General features: G+C 71.1%; 17 protein-coding genes and 3 tRNA genes. 7 read left to right on the top strand and 13 right to left on the bottom strand.

All coding sequences use genetic code 11. From position 1 onward, the window contains the following. Positions 1–196: 196 nt before the first annotated feature. Entirely contained in the window at positions 197–1,165 is a 969-nt protein-coding gene (locus ACFYYW_RS35120) for a thiamine-phosphate kinase (RefSeq protein WP_352324827.1), read from the bottom strand. A gap of 47 nt (positions 1,166–1,212) precedes the next feature. Between ACFYYW_RS35120 and ACFYYW_RS35115 the strand changes: the two genes are divergently transcribed. Beyond that, positions 1,213–1,446 (top strand): Lrp/AsnC family transcriptional regulator, encoded by a 234-nt coding sequence (locus tag ACFYYW_RS35115; RefSeq protein ID WP_125637145.1) that lies wholly within the window; start codon positions 1,213–1,215, stop codon positions 1,444–1,446. 21 nt (positions 1,447–1,467) lie between these two features. After that, complete coding sequence (locus ACFYYW_RS35110) at positions 1,468–1,902, top strand: DUF3515 domain-containing protein (protein WP_352324828.1); 435 nt, start codon at positions 1,468–1,470, stop codon at positions 1,900–1,902. Here ACFYYW_RS35110 and ACFYYW_RS35105 read toward each other — a convergent pair. The 3 genes from ACFYYW_RS35105 to ACFYYW_RS35095 all read right to left on the bottom strand — a co-directional run bounded on the left by ACFYYW_RS35105 (position 1,885) and on the right by ACFYYW_RS35095 (position 4,713). After that, positions 1,885–2,979, bottom strand: coding sequence for a D-alanine--D-alanine ligase family protein (locus ACFYYW_RS35105; protein ID WP_387655309.1), 1,095 nt, complete (start codon positions 2,977–2,979; stop codon positions 1,885–1,887). The genes ACFYYW_RS35110 and ACFYYW_RS35105 overlap by 18 nt on opposite strands. A gap of 62 nt (positions 2,980–3,041) precedes the next feature. Next, positions 3,042–4,052 (bottom strand): NAD(P)H-dependent glycerol-3-phosphate dehydrogenase, encoded by a 1,011-nt coding sequence (locus ACFYYW_RS35100; protein WP_352324830.1) that lies wholly within the window; start codon positions 4,050–4,052, stop codon positions 3,042–3,044. A gap of 4 nt (positions 4,053–4,056) precedes the next feature. Then, entirely contained in the window at positions 4,057–4,713 is a 657-nt protein-coding gene (locus ACFYYW_RS35095; protein ID WP_352324831.1) for a lysophospholipid acyltransferase family protein, read from the bottom strand. A 134-nt stretch (positions 4,714–4,847) separates the two neighbouring features. Here ACFYYW_RS35095 and cofC point away from each other — a divergent pair, with 134 nt between their 5' ends. Both cofC and ACFYYW_RS35085 read left to right on the top strand, forming a co-directional pair. Next, positions 4,848–5,483 (top strand): 2-phospho-L-lactate guanylyltransferase, encoded by a 636-nt coding sequence (gene cofC, locus ACFYYW_RS35090; RefSeq protein WP_352324832.1) that lies wholly within the window; start codon positions 4,848–4,850, stop codon positions 5,481–5,483. Between the two features lie 53 nt (positions 5,484–5,536). Further along, the gene (locus ACFYYW_RS35085; RefSeq protein ID WP_352324833.1) at positions 5,537–5,746 is read left to right on the top strand and encodes a hypothetical protein; all 210 of its coding nucleotides are present in this window, start codon (positions 5,537–5,539) and stop codon (positions 5,744–5,746) included. 65 nt (positions 5,747–5,811) lie between these two features. Here ACFYYW_RS35085 and ACFYYW_RS35080 read toward each other — a convergent pair whose 3' ends face one another. The 4 genes from ACFYYW_RS35080 to leuC all read right to left on the bottom strand — a co-directional run bounded on the left by ACFYYW_RS35080 (position 5,812) and on the right by leuC (position 8,405). Then, the gene (locus tag ACFYYW_RS35080) at positions 5,812–6,111 is read right to left on the bottom strand and encodes an HU family DNA-binding protein (RefSeq protein ID WP_125637152.1); all 300 of its coding nucleotides are present in this window, start codon (positions 6,109–6,111) and stop codon (positions 5,812–5,814) included. Positions 6,112–6,210: 99 nt separating this feature from the next. Beyond that, positions 6,211–6,438 carry a hypothetical protein gene (locus ACFYYW_RS35075; protein ID WP_364391513.1) on the bottom strand — a complete coding sequence of 76 codons (228 nt, stop codon included), beginning with the start codon at positions 6,436–6,438 and terminating at the stop codon, positions 6,211–6,213. Continuing rightward, a complete protein-coding gene (gene leuD, locus ACFYYW_RS35070) occupies positions 6,417–7,004 on the bottom strand; it encodes a 3-isopropylmalate dehydratase small subunit (RefSeq protein WP_352352163.1) in 588 nt (195 codons plus the stop codon). Before leuD ends, ACFYYW_RS35075 begins: the two co-directional genes overlap by 22 nt. Positions 7,005–7,019: 15 nt before the next feature. After that, positions 7,020–8,405, bottom strand: coding sequence for a 3-isopropylmalate dehydratase large subunit (gene leuC, locus ACFYYW_RS35065; protein WP_352319072.1), 1,386 nt, complete (start codon positions 8,403–8,405; stop codon positions 7,020–7,022). Positions 8,406–8,468: 63 nt separating this feature from the next. On the opposite strand from leuC, the gene ACFYYW_RS35060 reads away from it, so the two are divergent. Both ACFYYW_RS35060 and ACFYYW_RS35055 read left to right on the top strand, forming a co-directional pair. Further along, positions 8,469–9,185: an IclR family transcriptional regulator gene (locus tag ACFYYW_RS35060; protein WP_352319070.1), complete on the top strand. Its 717-nt coding sequence runs from the start codon at positions 8,469–8,471 to the stop codon at positions 9,183–9,185. A 58-nt stretch (positions 9,186–9,243) separates the two neighbouring features. Beyond that, positions 9,244–10,959, top strand: coding sequence for a hypothetical protein (locus ACFYYW_RS35055; protein ID WP_387655301.1), 1,716 nt, complete (start codon positions 9,244–9,246; stop codon positions 10,957–10,959). A gap of 271 nt (positions 10,960–11,230) precedes the next feature. Here ACFYYW_RS35055 and ACFYYW_RS35050 read toward each other — a convergent pair. From ACFYYW_RS35050 to ACFYYW_RS35035, 4 genes are all read right to left on the bottom strand, one after another. After that, positions 11,231–11,303: transfer RNA gene (locus ACFYYW_RS35050), tRNA-Glu, on the bottom strand. Between the two features lie 19 nt (positions 11,304–11,322). Next, positions 11,323–11,398: transfer RNA gene (locus tag ACFYYW_RS35045), tRNA-Glu, on the bottom strand. Between the two features lie 82 nt (positions 11,399–11,480). Continuing rightward, positions 11,481–12,059, bottom strand: a complete 579-nt coding sequence (locus ACFYYW_RS35040) for a hypothetical protein (protein WP_387655298.1) — start codon at positions 12,057–12,059, stop codon at positions 11,481–11,483. Between the two features lie 538 nt (positions 12,060–12,597). After that, positions 12,598–12,669: transfer RNA gene (locus tag ACFYYW_RS35035), tRNA-Gln, on the bottom strand. A 166-nt stretch (positions 12,670–12,835) separates the two neighbouring features. Here ACFYYW_RS35035 and ACFYYW_RS35030 point away from each other — a divergent pair. Further along, positions 12,836–14,806, top strand: a complete 1,971-nt coding sequence (locus ACFYYW_RS35030) for a M3 family metallopeptidase (RefSeq protein ID WP_387655295.1) — start codon at positions 12,836–12,838, stop codon at positions 14,804–14,806. Between the two features lie 62 nt (positions 14,807–14,868). Here the strand turns inward: ACFYYW_RS35030 and ACFYYW_RS35025 are convergent, their stop codons facing one another. Next, a complete protein-coding gene (locus ACFYYW_RS35025) occupies positions 14,869–15,411 on the bottom strand; it encodes a PadR family transcriptional regulator (RefSeq protein ID WP_352319063.1) in 543 nt (180 codons plus the stop codon). Positions 15,412–15,465: the final 54 nt, after the last annotated feature.

Here is a 15,465-nt window from a genome sequence, read left to right as displayed (position 1 = left end):
GGACCCCAGAAAGCGCTGCCGTTCCCCCGTTCATCCCCATCGTCGGATCCACCGGTGCCGTGGCGGCCCATGGCTGCCCTTTCTCGCGGTTACAGTGGCCGCCAATCTTCATAACACCTTTACTACGTCCTTGTCACAACAATCCCGCTAGTCCTACCCTAAACCGGCAAAATTTCACGTAAATCGGGACAAGTCATCACCGAAAGTGATCCCAGCCGCCCTGTCCCACCTGGCGGCCGTGCACCAGGACCCCCTCGCCCTCGACCACCCGGCCCACGACCTGCCACGACGGCGGCAGCCGTACGTCAGGAGGGAAGACCGCGGCGAGCGCGTGATCCTCGCCACCCGTGAGCACCCATTCGAGCGGATCTTGCCCCAGCTCCCCGGCCGCCGCCGCCACCGGCTCCCCCACGGCGAACGACCCGGGATCGAGCTCGACGCGTACGCCACTGGCCGCGGCCACGTGCCCGAGGTCCTGCACCAGGCCGTCGCTGACGTCGAGCATCGCGCTCGCGCCCAGCGCGGCCGCCCGCGGCCCCTCCGCGTACGGCGGGCACGGCCGCCGGTGGGCGGTCACCGCCTCCGCCAGCACGCCGGAACCCGCCGCGACCCCGGCGGCCAGCAGCGCCAGCCCCGCGGCGGCGTACCCCAGCCGCCCGGCCACGGCCACCACGTGCCCCGGCCGCGCCCCGGACCGCGTCACCGGCGCCCGCCCGCGCAGGTCGCCCAGCGCGGTCACCCCGATGACCACCAGGTCGGACCGGGTGATGTCGCCGCCGACCACGCTCGCGCCGACCACCGCGCACTCCTCGCGGAACCCGTCGGTCAGCGCGTCGAGCCAGGCCACCGGCAGCTCGGCGGGGATGCCGAGCCCGACCACGATGGACGTCGGCACGGCCCCCATGGCGGCGATGTCGGCCAGGTTCTGGGCGGCGGCCTTGCGGCCCACGTCGCGCCCGCCGGACCAGTCGAGCCGGAAGTGCCTGCGCTCGACCAGCAGATCGGTCGAGACGACCACCCGCCCGTCGGGCGCGGCGACCATGGCGGCGTCGTCACCCGGGCCGAGCATGACCCCCTCTCCCTGGGGCAGACGTCCGGCAATACGATTGACGACACCGAATTCGCCGAGATCTCCGACTGTGATGACGCACCTCCTGACGCTCACAGGGTACGGTGGCCCTTCGGCGTGATCCAATCGCCCGGGAGGACGTGATGGTGCAGGCCTACATCCTTATTCAGACCGAGGTCGGCAAGGCCGCCGCCGTTGCCGAGGAGATCTCCGGAATTCCGGGGGTCACCCAGGCGGAAGACGTGACGGGGCCCTACGACGTGATCGTCCGCGCTGAGGCGCGCAACGTCGACGAGCTCGGCAAGCTCGTCGTGGCGCAGATTCAGGCGGTGGAGGGGATCACGCGTACTCTTACGTGTCCGATCGTTCATATCTGACACATTCGAGGTCCGGGTTCCATGCGCGCCGCCGCCGTCCTGCTCCTTCTTCTCGCACTCGCCGGCTGCGGCGGCGTGGTGCAGGTCGATCCGCCCAAGCCTGCGGGGGAGGCGGCGGCGGCCTGTGACCGGCTCGCGTCCCTGCTGCCCAAGACGCTCGACGGCGCCGAGCGCGGCACCTCGGAGCCGGCCTCGCCGTACGTGGCGGTCTGGGGGGAGGCGTCCATCGCGTTGCGCTGCGGCGTGCCGCGGCCTGCCCGGATGGCGCCGACCGACCAGCTCCAGGAGATCGACGGGGTGGGCTGGTTCGCCGATCCGGACAAGCCCATCCTGTTCACCGCGGTGGCCGCGCCCACGTACGTGGAGGTCACGGTCGGCGGCGACCACACGGCGTCCGACGTGCTGGCCGAGCTGTCGGGGCCGATCGGGCGGGCCGTGTCAACGCAGTCCGGGTGAGCGCGACAGCGCGAGCTGGATCAGCCGGTCGACCAGCTGCGGGTAGGGCAGCCCCGAGGCCGCCCAGAGCTGCGGCGCGACCGACAACGAGGTGAACCCGGGCATCGTGTTGATCTCGTTGAAGACCAGCCGGCCGTCGGGCGTGTAGAAGAAGTCGACCCTGGACAGGCCCTCGCAGTCGAGCGCCTCGAAGGCCCGCACGGCCATCGCGCGCAGCTCCTCCGCGGTCTCGGCCGGGATGTCGGCGGGCACGGTGAGCGACATCTGGTCGGGGTAGTACTTGGCCTCGAAGTCGAAGAACTCCTGGCCGCCCTCGACCTTGACCTCGCCCGGGATCGACGCGGCGGCGGGCTCGTCGCCGAGCGACTCCAGCACCGCGCACTCGATCTCGCGGCCCTCGATCGCGGCCTCGATCAGCACCTTGGGGTCGTGCAACCGGGCCGACTCGACGGCCGCCTCCAGCTCGGCGCGGTCGTGGGCCTTGGAGATACCCTGCGAGGAGCCGGCCCTGGCGGGCTTGACGAACACCGGGAAGCCGAGCTCCTCGGCCTCCTTCAGCACGCACTCGCGGTTGAGCCGCCAGTCGCGGTCGCGGACGACGACGTAACGGCCGATCGGCAGCCCGGCGGCGGCCATCACGGTCTTCATGTGGGCCTTGTCCATGCCGACGGCGCTGGCCAGCACGCCGGAGCCGACGTAGCGGACGCCGGCCATCTCCAGCAGGCCCTGGATGGTGCCGTCCTCGGCGAACGGGCCGTGCATGACGGGGAAGACGACGTCGACCGTGCCGAGCTCGACCGGGATGCTCCCGGGGTCGTAGGCCACCAGCCCGGCGCCGCCGCTGGGCAGCGCGAGCGCGGCTCCCGAGGTGTCGACCGCGGGCAGTTCCCCGCCCTCGATGGCGAACCGCTGGTCGGACGCGGCGAGCACCCACCTGCCGTCCTGGGCGATCCCGACCGGGATCACCTCGTACTTACTCCTGTCGATCACATCCAGCACGCTGCCCGCGCCCATGAGGGACACGGCATGCTCAGAATTGCGACCTCCGAAAACGACGGCGACGCGTGGCTTGCTCATGACGTCCGAATCTACCGGGGTGTCCCCCTGACAGCGAGTCGAGCACGCGGTGGCGTCCGGATTCACAAGCCGTACCGTTCGGGTTTGGGCGAGCGGGACATGAGCAGCATGCCCGCCTCCGACGGCGACATGCCGTCGTGCACGACCCCGACGACCACCTCGGTGATCGGCATCTCGACGTCGTGCTTCCTGGCCAGTTCGAGGACGGACTCGCAGGACTTCACGCCCTCGGCGGTCTGCTTGGTGGCGGCGACGACCTCGGCGAGGGTCATGCCGCGGCCCAGGTTCTCGCCGAAGGTGCGGTTGCGCGACAGCGGCGAGGTGCAGGTGGCCACCAGGTCGCCCATGCCGGCCAGCCCGGCGAAGGTGTGGGGGTCGGCGCCGAGCGCGGCGCCCAGGCGGGAGATCTCGGCCAGGCCCCTGGTGATGAGCATGGCGCTGACGTTGTCGCCCATGCCCATGCCCGCCGAGACGCCCACGGCCAGCGCGATCACGTTCTTCACCGCGCCGCCCAGCTCGACCCCGACCACGTCGGTGTTGGTGTACGGCCGGAACCACGGCGGCAGGTGGCAGGCGGCCTGGAGGCGTTCGGCGACCGACTCGTCGGTGCAGGCGACGACCGTGGCGGCGGGCTGGCGGTGGGCGATCTCCTTGGCCAGGTTGGGCCCGGACACCACCGCGACCCGCTCCTCGGGCACCTCGGCGACCTCGCGGATCACCTCGCTCATGCGCTTGGTCGTGCCCAGCTCGACGCCCTTCATGAGGCTGACCAGGACCGCGTCCGGCGGGATGTGCTCGCGCCAGGCGGTCAGGTTGGGCCGCAACATCTGCGAGGGCACGGCCAGCACCACGAAGTCGGCGCCGTCGAGCGCGCGCACGGGGTCGGTGGTGGCGCGCAGCGCCTCGGGCAGCCGCACGCCGGGCAGGTAGTCGGGGTTGGCGTGGTCCTTGTCGATCGCCTCGACCAGCTCCGGCCTGCGCCCCCACAGCGTGACCTCGTTGCCCGCCTCGGCGAGGACCATGGCGAACGTGGTGCCCCACGAGCCCGTGCCGAGAACGGCTGCCTTTGTCATGCCATCACCGCCTGGCGGGATCGTAGGGAGTTTCCGGGGCCTTCTCGCCGCGCAGCTCGGTCAGCTGCTCGGTGATGGCCGCCATGATGTCGGCGGTCGCCTCGCGCAGCACGCTCGCGCGCAGGGGCTGCCCCTCGTACTTGGACAGGTCGACCGGCGGGCCGACGGTGACGTGGAAGGTCTTGCGCGGGAACAGCCTGGGCCTCTTGGCGCCGTACGGGAGCAGCTCGTGGGCGCCCCAGTGGGCGATGGGGATGACCTGCGCGCCGCTCTCCAGCGCCAGCCGGGCGGCGCCGGTCTTGCCCACCATGGGCCACAGCTCGGGATCGCGGGTGCAGGTGCCCTCGGGGTAGAACAGGATGGCCGCGCCGTCGCGCAGCCGCTGGGCCGACGAGCTGAGCGACCTGGCCGCCTCGCTGCTGCCCCGCTCGACCGGGATGACCAGCAGGCCGTTGAGCGCCCGGCCCAGGAAGGGCACCTTGAACAGCGCGGCCTTGGCCAGGATGACCGGCCAGCGCCCGTTGTTGAACAGGAAGTGCGACAGCAGGACGGGATCGCTCCAGGACAGGTGGTTGGCCGCGATGATGATGCCGCCGGTGCGCGGAAGGCGCTCGCCGTTGCGCCAGTCCTTCTTGACCAGGAGCCACGACAGCGGCTTCACCACCGCTACGGCGAATGACTCCCAGAAACGCGAAGGTCGCGTGGGGCGGCTCATGATCTCCTCCAACCCGTACGGTTTGCGCCCCAAGTCTCCCGGTTGGCCGCGTGGGATGTCGAGGCGAGATGCTTAAGCCTATGAGCAACCGCTGGTCTCTGGTCATTCCGGTGAAGACGCTGGTCGCGGCGAAGACCCGGCTGGCCGCCGCGACGGGTCCCCACCGTACGCGGCTGGCCGTGGCCGTGGCCTGCGACACCGTGGCCGCGGCGCTGGCCTGCCCGGCGGTGGCGCGGGTGATCGTGGTGACCGCCGATCCGGCCGCGGCGGGGCCGCTGGGGGCGCTGGGCGCGCAGGTGGTGCACGATCCCGACCGCGGGCTCAACACCGCGCTGCGCACGGGCGCGGCCCATGCCGTACGCGTCGCGCCCGGCGAGGCGGTGGGCGCGCTCCAGGCCGATCTGCCGGCCCTGCGACCGGCGGAGCTGGCGACGGCGCTGGCCGCGGCGGCCGAGTTCGACCAGTCGTTCGTGCCGGACGCCCAGGAGGTCGGCACGACGTTCTACGGCGTGCTGGCCGGGCGGCCGTTCACGCCGCGGTTCGGCGGCGAGTCGCGGGCCAGGCACCTGGCCGGCGGCGCGAAGGAGCTGTGCGTGCCGGGCATCGACTCGCTGCGGCGGGACGTGGACACCCCCGACGACCTGCGCGCGGCGCTCGCCCTGGGCCTGGGGCGGCACACGGCGGCGGTGGTCGCCGACCTGTGGCCGGGGGCGTGATCCTGCGGGCCGCCTCTCGCCCGCCGGGCGGCGGTCGGCTTAGGCTGGAGGGCGTGCAGGCGACGGTACGCAGCTTCGACGAGGTCACCCGTTCCGGCTCGGTCTTCCTCGACGACGGGACGGTGCTGGAGTTCGGCACGCGCGCCTTCGACGCGGGGCCGCTGCTGCTGCTGCGCACGGGGCAGCGGGTGAACCTGGCGACCGACGGCGGGCAGATCACCTACATCACGCTGTCGACGTTCCCCATTCCCGCGCCCGAATGACGACGCGGTCCCGGAAAACAGCGAACGCCCGGGCGTGGGCCGCCCGGGCGTGATGTCCGCTGAGACTATTTCTTCTTGCCGACCTGCTTGCCGCCCTCGTTCACCAGGTCCTTGAATTCGGAGCCGGGACGGAACTTGGGCGCCCAGCTCTCGGCGACCTTGATCTCGGCGCCGGTCGACGGGTTCCTGGCAGTGCGGGCGGGCTTGTTCACCATCTCGAACGCGCCGAAGCCCGTGATGGAGACCTTGTCCCCGCTCGCCACGGCCTTCTGGATGGCCTCGATGACCGCGTTGACGGCCTCGGTGGCCGTCCTTTTGTCGCCCACCCGATCGGTGATGGCGTCGACGAGCTCTCGCTTGTTCATGAAAGTCCTGCTCCCCCAGTGACGGCTCGGGGTTCCAGCTCTCGAGTTCGACGTAGAAACCCCTTACGCGCTCGAAAGTAGGCGGGATCGCGGGGGAACTCAATCACCCTGCGTGTTTTCCCCCTCGCGTGGCGTGTCGAGAGCGCCCAGAAAGGCGTCGAGCCGGGCGGCCGCCCTTTCCGGATCGCGCTTGGCGAGATCGCAGATGGACAGGTAACGGCGGGCCGCCCGTTCCTTGTCGGCGGCGGGGAGCAGGCGGACGCGGCGGTGCGCCTCGCGCAACCGCCGCGCCAGTTCGTCGTCCTCTAGACGGTCGTCGGCAGCCATGGCTGCCGACCATTCTCGTACGCGGCCACGTCGTCGGCGTGACGCAGGGTCAGGCCGATGTCGTCCAGGCCCTCGGTGAGGCGCCAGCGGGTGTAGTCGTCGATCTCGAACGGCACGACCTCATCGGCCCAGCGGACCTGGCGTTCCAGCAGGTCGACGGTCACCTGCAGCTTCGGGTCGGCCTCGACGGCCGCCTGCAGGGCCTCGACCTTCTCGGCGGGCAGGACGACCGGCAGCAGGCCCATCTTGGTGGAGTTGTTGCGGAAGATGTCGCCGAACCGGGCGGCGATCACGGCGCGGAAGCCGTACTGCTGCAGGGCCCACACGGCGTGCTCGCGGGAGGAGCCGGTGCCGAAGTCGGGGCCGGAGACCAGGATCGAGCCGCCCTCGTAGGAGGGGTCGTTCAGGACGAACGTCGGGTCCTCGCGCCAGGCGGCGAACAGGCCCTTCTCGAAGCCGGTGCGGCTGACCTGCTTGAGCCAGACGGCCGGGATGATCTGGTCGGTGTCGACGTTGCTGCGGCGCAGCGGCACCGCCGTACCGGTGTGGGTGGTGAAGGCGTCCATCGGTCTGGTTCTCCCTTACAGGTCGGCGGGGGCGGTCAGGCGGCCGGTGACCGCGGTCGCGGCGGCGACCTGCGGCGACACCAGGTGGGTGCGGCCGCCCTTGCCCTGGCGGCCCTCGAAGTTGCGGTTGGAGGTGGAGGCGCTGCGCTCGCCGGGCTTGAGCGTGTCGGGGTTCATGCCCAGGCACATCGAGCAGCCGGCCTCGCGCCACTCGGCGCCGGCGGCCTTGAACACCTCGTGCAGGCCCTCCTGCTCGGCCTGGAGCTTGACCAGCATCGACCCGGGCACGATCAGCGTGCGGGTGCGGACCTGGCGGCCGCGCAGGATCTCGGCGGCCGAGCGCAGGTCCTCGATGCGGCCGTTGGTGCACGAGCCGACGAACACGGTGTCGACCTCGATCTCGCGCAGCGGCGTGCCCGCTGTCAGGCCCATGTACTCCAGCGCGCGCTCGGCGGCCGAGCGCTCGACCGGGTCGGCGAAGCTGTCGGGGCTCGGCACGGACTCGCCCAGCGGCAGGCCCTGGCCGGGGTTGGTGCCCCACGTGACGTACGGGGTCAGCGTCGAGGCGTCGATCTCCACGACCTTGTCGAACACGGCGTCGTCGTCGGTGCGCAGCGACTTCCAGTACTCGACGGCCTGGTCCCACAGCTCGCCCTCGGGGGCGTGCGGGCGGCCCTTGAGGTAGGCGAACGTGGTCTCGTCCGGGGCGATCACGCCGGCGCGGGCGCCCGCCTCGATGGACATGTTGCAGACGGTCATGCGGCCCTCCATGGAGAGCTTGCGCACGGCCTCGCCGCGGTACTCGACGATGTAGCCCTGGCCGCCGCCGGTGCCGATCTTGGCGATGATCGCCAGGATCAGGTCTTTGGCCGTGACGCCGGCGGGCAGTTCGCCCGAGACCTCGATGGCCATCGTCTTCGGCCGGTAGGCGGGCAGCGTCTGGGTGGCCAGCACGTGCTCGACCTCGGAGGTGCCGATGCCGAACGCGATGCCGCCGAAGGCGCCGTGGGTGGAGGTGTGGGAGTCACCGCACACGATCGTCATGCCCGGCTGGGTCAGGCCGAACTGCGGGCCGATGATGTGCACCACGCCCTGGCCGGCGTCGCCCATCGGGTGCAGCCTGATGCCGAACTCGGCGGCGTTCTTGCGCAGCGTCTCGACCTGGGCCTTGGAGACGGGGTCGGAGATCGGGCCGAGCACGGTCGGGACGTTGTGGTCCTCGGTGGCGATGGTGAGATCGGGCCTGCGCACCTTCCGGCCGGCGAGACGGAGCCCGTCGAACGCCTGCGGACTGGTCACCTCGTGAATGAGGTGCAGGTCGATGTAGAGCAGGTCGGGTTCGCCCTCCGCACGGCGGACGACGTGCTGCTCCCAGACCTTCTCGGCCAGTGTGCGGCCCATGATCTCCTCCTTGAGATTGCCTCCGACTTGCTTTCTCATATGTCGAGACGGCAGTATCGGTGTATGGACAACTCTAGCGGAGTCGGAGTACTCGACAAGGCCGTTCTTGTACTCAATGCCCTCGAAGCGGGTCCCGCTTCCCTGGCTCAGCTCGTCCAGGCCACCGGCCTGGCCCGCCCCACGGCCCACCGGCTGGCCGTCGCACTTGAGCACCACCGCATCGTGAGCCGCGACACCCAGGGCAGATTCGTGCTCGGGCCGCGGCTCGCGGAGTTGTCCACGGCCGCCGGCGAGGACCGGCTGCTCGCGGTGGCCTCGCCCGTGCTGATGCAGTTGCGCGACCTGACCGGCGAGAGCGCGCAACTCTACCGGCGCCAGGGTGACGAACGGGTGTGCGTGGCGGCGGCCGAGCGGGCCAGCGGCCTGCGCGACACCGTCCCGGTGGGGTCGGCGCTGCCCATGACGGCGGGCTCGGCGGCCCAGATCCTGCTGGCCTGGGAGGAGCCCGACCGGCTGCACAGGGGCCTGCGCGGCGCCAAGTTCACCGCCGCCACCCTCGCCTCCGTGCGCCGCCGCGGGTGGGCCCACAGCGTCGGCGAGCGCGAGCAGGGGGTGGCCAGCGTGTCGGCCCCCATAAGGGGCAGCGGAGGCAAGGTGATCGCGTCCGTCTCGGTCTCCGGGCCCATCGAGCGGCTCACCCGGGCGCCCGGCCGGTTGCACGCCGTGCCCGTCATGGCGGCCGCCGAACGCATCACCGAGGCCATGCGCCGCACGTCATGATCGGCGAAAGCTCGTATTTCGGGGGCCGACTGCCTCGCGGGCGCACTAGCCTGAGTGCGTGACAGATCGCATCGAGGTAGCCGCCACTGAGCTGCGACCCCTGCTCGAAGAGTTCATCATGTGGGCGCGTTCCAACGCGCCCGGAAGCGACCCCGAGCTCGTGGGGCCTGCCGCACTCTGGCACCGTCTCGCCTTCTCGCAGGACCTCGGCACGTGGAAGCGTGCCGACCTGCGCAACCTGCTGCTCGACCGCATGCCGAAGGTCGTGGAGGATCCCGACGCCGCCGCCGACGGCATGCTGCCCGCCGTCGACGCGTACCTGACGTTCCTCTCCCAGACCGGCAGGCTCGCCAAGGGCTCCGACTCCCTCGCCGACCTGCAGGCCGAGCTCGACGACGTCGAGGACGAGTTCGTCGAGCTCATGGAAGACCTGCTCGACGACGACGGCGCGGGTGACGACGAAGAGGACGAGACCGGCGACCTCGGCGACTTCGAGGCGTTCGCCGACGAGCTGGCCGAGCTCGACACGATCAGGCTGCGCCCCGACTCCGAGCTGGCCGCGGCCGCCCGCCAGGCCCCGCTGGTCGCCAAGGCCCGCGACCTGGCGCTGTGGGTCGGCTCCGGCCGCCGCGTCGGCGAGGACACCCTGCTCACCGACGCCGAGGTGGAGGAGGCGCTGGCCGCCGTCGGCCTGCCCAGGCCCGAGACCGACGGCCCGGTGGCCGAGGCGGTCCCGCAGCTCTGGAACATCTGGAACCTCGCCGTCGACCTGGAGTTCCTCGAACCGGGCGAGGGCAACACCGTGGCCGTCCAGGACGACACCTCCGAGTGGCCGTTCGACGACGACGAGGACGTCCTCGACGCCTGGATGCTCGGCCTGCACTCGGTCGACTACGGCGACCCCGAGCTCGACGACGACGACCTGACGATGGCGCTGGCCGGCCTCACCCGGGGCCTGCTGGTCAGGCTGCTGCTGGCCGGTGGCTCGCGCGAGCGCGACGACCTGGCCCGCGACCTGGCCGAGGCCGCCGCCGACCTCGACGAGCTGGGCGGCGACGCCTGGGAGGCGGCCGGCGACCCGCTGGCCCCCGCCATCGACTGGCTGACCGGCTACGGCATGGTCGAGGTCGAGGGCACCACCGTGCGCCTCACCCCGCTGGGCACCGAGGGCGTCGTCCACCTGGTGGACGACGCCGACATCGAGGTCGACGCCCGGCCCGCGATCGAGTCGATGAGCGCCCACGAGCTGCTGGCGCTGAGCGCCGAGCTGCCCGAGGACGAGGCCGACGCCGAGTTCGCCGCCTGGATGCGGCTCAGGGAGCCGGCCAAGGCCGCCGAGGAGCTGCTCGAAGCCACGGCCGAGGACGAGAGCGACGCCCTGATCCGGGTGCAGGCGGCCAGCGTGGTGGGCACGCTGGGCGAGGCCGCCGTCCCGGCCTGGCAGGCGGCGCTCAAGCAGCCGTCCCTGCGGCCGTACGCGGCGACGCACCTGAGCCAGCTCGGGGTCGAGGGGGCGCCCGAGCCCACCCAGGACGACACCCACTGGCTGATCCTCGACATGTGGACGATCTCGGCCGGGCTGGGGCGTTCGGAGTTCGTCAGCAGTTTGCAGGACATCGGGCCCGACATGGTCAGCGGGCTTCTCGAGGTGATCTGGAAGATCCCGCACGCGCACGTCGAGGAGCTGCTGGATCTGATCTCCCAGGTCCACCCCGACAAGCAGATCGCCAAGGCGGCTCGCCGCGCCCTGTTCAAGGCCCGCTCCTCGGCCTGATCGCACCCCGGCCAGGGCCCCGCGCGAACCGCGCGGGGCCCTGTTCCGTGCGCAGGCCGTTCTCGGCCGCGGGCAGCCCGTAGAACGCGAAAGGTTTTCGGTCACGGCAGCCTGTAGAACGCGAAAGGTTCTCGGTCGCGGGCGGTCCTTAGAACGCGAAAGGTTCTTGGCCGCGGGCGATCCTTAGAACGCGAAAGGTTGTTGGCCGCGGCAGCGCGTAGAACGCGAAAAACGCCCCGGTGCTTGACGCACCGGAGCGTTTGGGTGAACGTAGTCCCGACCGGATTCGAACCGGCGCTACCGCCTTGAGAGGGCGGCGTCCTGGGCCACTAGACGACGGGACCTTCGCACAGCTTGTGATCGTGGTAGTCCCGACCGGATTCGAACCGGCGCTACCGCCTTGAGAGGGCGGCGTCCTGGGCCACTAGACGACGGGACCTTGTCCACAAGCTGGTGTGCCGGGTCTCCCCGGCGACGCAGGTAACTCTACCGCACCCCGCAGACCACAACCAAACCGCTTATCAGCGCATGAGATCGGGCCTGTGGCGGCGGACCCAGTCGCCCATCGGCCCCCGTTCCCACAGCGGGTCGATCTCGCCGAGCGGGATCGCGACCTCGGGCCGTCCGGTGACGGGGTCGGCGGGCCCCCGGGCCAGGCGCTCGCGCATCCACCGCGGCGCCCGCGGCGGGAGCGCGCGCTCGCCCCACCCGACCAGCCCCACCGACCGCAGCGCCTGGACGCGTACGCGCACGCCGCCGGGCCGGCCAAGGAGCCGCGGGTCGGCCGGCCGGGTGTCCACCACGCCGATCCGGGTGATGTCGGGCCAGCGCAGGCGCACCCGGAAGCCCCGGGCGTCGGCCAGCTCCACGCCCTCCGGCGAGAAGCGCACCACCGTGCCCGCGACCAGACGGCGGTGCTTGACGACGAGCACGCCGGTCAGCGCCGCCGTGGCGAGCGCGCCGATCAGGACGCCCAGCGCCGAGCTGCCGGTGAAGACGGCCCCGAGCAGCAGGCAGACGGCGAAGAAGAGCGCCAGCGGCGCGGCGAACGGCGCGACGAAACGAGCGAGGCCGCCCTCGCGCATGCGGAATTCCTCCATGAGGCGAGGGAGGCTACCCGCCGAGCACCCGGCAACGGAAGGCCACGGCGGCGGCGCGACCTCCCTCATACGTGGCCCGCACCGCTCGTACGTGACCCGCACCGCGCGTGCCGGCTCCTCCCGGCGGGCGTGCAGCCGGTCGGCCCCACGTCGAGTGCGGGCATGACGTCGGCCGCCTCGCCCGCGATCTCCGTCCAGCCCGCCGGTCCCCGAGGCGTGCCTTCCGCCCCGAAGCCCTCAACAGCCTCCTGCGGAACGAAACCGCGCCCGCCGTCACACGGATGTCCAGCATGGCGACTTCGTCCGCGTACGACAGGGTCAGGGCCGTCCTGGGGACCTCGACGTGTCCGGCGCGGAGGCGCGGACGCACATCAGGCACACGGGACCATCTGATCAGGAAGGCGGCCGTGGCCACCCCGGGCAACACGGTCGCGGACCGCCGAAGGATCAGCGAGATCCTGGACGGCCTGGCGATCCGACCGACCGCCGACACGAAAAAACGGACGTCTCTCAGAGAGACATCCGTTTCCTTGACTTGCTGGGGTACCAGGACTCGAACCTAGACTAACTGAACCAGAATCAGTCGTGCTGCCAATTACACCATACCCCACCGCTGCGAACCCCTTCTCGGAGCGCGCTTGGCGACGTCCGAAAGAATAGCCCAGCTCGGGGGGTAAGACCAAAACGATTGCCGAAGCGGCGTCCGGCCGCCTGCGGCACGGGCTCTGACGTGCCAAGCTGAAGAGGACAAAACACCACGTGGAGGAGCCCAAGCGTTGGCCGAGAACCCGTTCTTCGCCCCTAGTAGCCTGCCGTACCAGCTGCCGCCGTTCGAGGACGTCCGCGAGGAGCACTACCTGCCCGCGTTCGAGCGCGGCATGGCCGAGCACCTGGCCGAGGTCGACGCGATCGCGAACAACACCGAGCCGCCCACCTTCGACAACACGATCGCGGCCCTGGAGCGTTCGGGGCGGATCCTCGACCGCACGGCCACGGTCTTCTTCAGCATGGCCGCGTCCAACTCCAGCGACGGCATCATGGAGATCGAGAAGGAGATCTCCCCGAAGCTGACCGCGCACAACGACGCGATCCGCCTCAACCGGGCGCTGTGGGCGCGGATCAAGCAGGTCGGCACGTCCGACGCCGAGGAGGCGTGGCTGCTGGAGAAGTACCGGGAGGACTTCGTCCGGGCCGGCGCCGACCTGTCGGAGCCGGAGCAGGACCGGCTGCGCGAGCTCAACGGCGAGCTGTCGAAGTTGTCGACCGAGTTCGCGCAGACCCTGCTCAAGGCGTCCACCGAGGAGGCCCTGGTCCTCACCGACCCCAAGGAGCTCGACGGCTTCGACGAGGCCAGGATCGAGTCCCTGCGCCAGGACGACGGCACGTACGTCCTGCCGCTGCTGAACTTCACCAACCAGCCCGGCCTGGCCCAGCTCACCGACCGCGACGTGCGCCGCCGCCTGTACGAGCGGAGCGTCGGCCGCGCCCCCGGCAACTTCGACCGGGCCGCCAGGATGGCCACGCTGCGGGCCGAGCGGGCCGCGCTGCTCGGCTTCCCCGACCACGCCGCCTACTCGGTGGCCGACCAGACGGCCAAGACCGTCGAGGCGGTCGAGGAGATGCTCGGCCAGCTCGTCGGCCCGGCGGTGCGCAACGCCGGCAAGGAGGCCGAGGCGCTGACCGAGCAGGCCGGGTTCGAGATCGAGCCGTGGGACTGGTCGTACTACTCGGAGAAGGTGCGGCTGGCCCGCTACGACTTCGACGCCGACGCCATGCGCCCCTACTTCGAGCTGAACCGGGTCATCAGGGACGGCGTCTTCTTCGCCGCCACCAAGCTCTACGGCATCACCTTCACCGAACGGCCCGACCTGCGCGGCTACCACCCCGACGTGACCGTCTTCGAGGTGTTCGACGAGGACGGCGGCGCGCTCGGCCTGTTCCTGCTCGACCCCTACGCCAGGGCGAACAAGCGCGGCGGGGCGTGGATGAACAACCTGGTCGACCAGTCGCACCTGTTCGGCGAGCTGCCGGTGGTCATGAACAACCTCAACATCACCAAGCCGGCCTCGGGGCCGACGCTGCTGACGTACGACGAGGTGAACACCGCCTTCCACGAGTTCGGCCACGCGCTGCACGGGCTGTTCTCGCAGGTGCGTTTCCCGCGCGTGTCGGGCACCAGCGTGCCGCGCGACTTCGTCGAGTACCCCTCGCAGGTCAACGAGATGTGGGTGACCTGGCCGGAGGTCCTGGCCAACTACGCCAAGCACCACGAGACGGGCGAGCCGATGCCCGCCGAGCTGGTGGACAAGCTCAACGCGGCCGAGAAGTTCAACCAGGGCTTCGCGACGGTGGAGTACCTGGCGGCCACGCTGCTCGACTGGGCCTGGCACCGGCTGGCGCCCGGCGAGCAGGTGGCCGACGCGCAGGCGTTCGAGCAGCGGGCCCTGGAGGCGGCCGGGATCGACGTGCGGCTCGTACGCCCGCGTTACCGGACGAACTACTTCGCCCACATCTTCTCGGGCGGCTACAGCGCCGGCTACTACTCCTACATCTGGAGCGAGGTGCTCGACGCGGAGAGCGTGGAGTGGTTCAAGGAGAACGGCGGCCTGACCAGGGCGAACGGCGACCACTTCCGCCGCGAGCTGCTCTCCAGGGGCGGCAGCATCGACCCGCTGACCGCCTTCCGCAACTTCCGCGGGCGCGAGCCGGGCATCGGGCCGCTGCTGGCCCGCCGCGGCCTCGACTGACCGCCGCTCCCCCGACTCCCGAGACTCACCCGCCTCCCCCGCCTCCCCCGATGAGGCTTTCCCTACGGCTCCGGCAGCTCCTCGATGCGCTGCCGGAGCCATTCCTTCTCCGCCCGGCTCGACGCGCGGGCGATCTCCAGCATGCCCCGCCGGTACGGGTCGGGCTCGTCCTTGATCCGGACCGGCCGGCCGTCCTCGTAGAAGAAGCTCGCCGGGGCCTCCAGGAAGGCCAGCCGGCGGCGCAGCACCCGTGACCGGTCGGCCGGGTCGGGCAGCGCCGACAGGAACGTCAGCAGGGCGAAGAAGCGCGTCTGGTCGCTGACGTCGAGCTCGCTCGGCTCGCGCAGCCGCCGCAGCAGCTCCTCGCGGCCCTTGCCGGTGAGCGTGAGCACCTGCCTGCGGGCCGCCGCCGCGCCCGCCTCCTCGTGCCGCTCGACCAGGCCCTTGCTCTCCAGTCTCGATATGGCGGGGTAGAGGGCTCCGTCGCTGACCGGGCGGAGGTGGCCGGTGAGCGCGGTCAGGCGGGCCTTGAGCTCGTAGCCGTGCATCGGACGTTCGTTCAGGAATCCCAGGATGGTGAGGGACAGATCCCCGCCGCTTGCCATGTCGTGCATCGTAACGCTATACCTCTAAACGAGGTACAACGAAACGAGGTACGC

This window comes from Nonomuraea sp. NPDC001831, from assembly GCF_042892035.1.
Lineage (GTDB): Bacteria > Actinomycetota > Actinomycetes > Streptosporangiales > Streptosporangiaceae > Nonomuraea.
This window is presented reverse-complemented; position numbering and strand designations above follow the sequence as displayed.

What these genes read in the sequence shown, in the direction of transcription:
- ACFYYW_RS35115 (WP_125637145.1), top strand. Translation starts at nt 1,213, where the DNA reads ATGGTGCAGGCCTACATCCTTATTCAGACCGAGGTCGGCAAGGCCGCC.
- ACFYYW_RS35110 (WP_352324828.1), top strand. Translation starts at nt 1,468, where the DNA reads ATGCGCGCCGCCGCCGTCCTGCTCCTTCTTCTCGCACTCGCCGGCTGC.
- ACFYYW_RS35105 (WP_387655309.1), bottom strand. Translation starts at nt 2,979, where the DNA reads ATGAGCAAGCCACGCGTCGCCGTCGTTTTCGGAGGTCGCAATTCTGAG.
- ACFYYW_RS35100 (WP_352324830.1), bottom strand. Translation starts at nt 4,052, where the DNA reads ATGACAAAGGCAGCCGTTCTCGGCACGGGCTCGTGGGGCACCACGTTC.
- cofC (WP_352324832.1), top strand. Translation starts at nt 4,848, where the DNA reads ATGAGCAACCGCTGGTCTCTGGTCATTCCGGTGAAGACGCTGGTCGCG.
- ACFYYW_RS35080 (WP_125637152.1), bottom strand. Translation starts at nt 6,111, where the DNA reads ATGAACAAGCGAGAGCTCGTCGACGCCATCACCGATCGGGTGGGCGAC.
- ACFYYW_RS35075 (WP_364391513.1), bottom strand. Translation starts at nt 6,438, where the DNA reads ATGGCTGCCGACGACCGTCTAGAGGACGACGAACTGGCGCGGCGGTTG.
- leuD (WP_352352163.1), bottom strand. Translation starts at nt 7,004, where the DNA reads ATGGACGCCTTCACCACCCACACCGGTACGGCGGTGCCGCTGCGCCGC.
- leuC (WP_352319072.1), bottom strand. Translation starts at nt 8,405, where the DNA reads ATGGGCCGCACACTGGCCGAGAAGGTCTGGGAGCAGCACGTCGTCCGC.
- ACFYYW_RS35060 (WP_352319070.1), top strand. Translation starts at nt 8,469, where the DNA reads ATGGACAACTCTAGCGGAGTCGGAGTACTCGACAAGGCCGTTCTTGTA.
- ACFYYW_RS35040 (WP_387655298.1), bottom strand. Translation starts at nt 12,059, where the DNA reads ATGGAGGAATTCCGCATGCGCGAGGGCGGCCTCGCTCGTTTCGTCGCG.
- ACFYYW_RS35025 (WP_352319063.1), bottom strand. Translation starts at nt 15,411, where the DNA reads ATGGCAAGCGGCGGGGATCTGTCCCTCACCATCCTGGGATTCCTGAAC.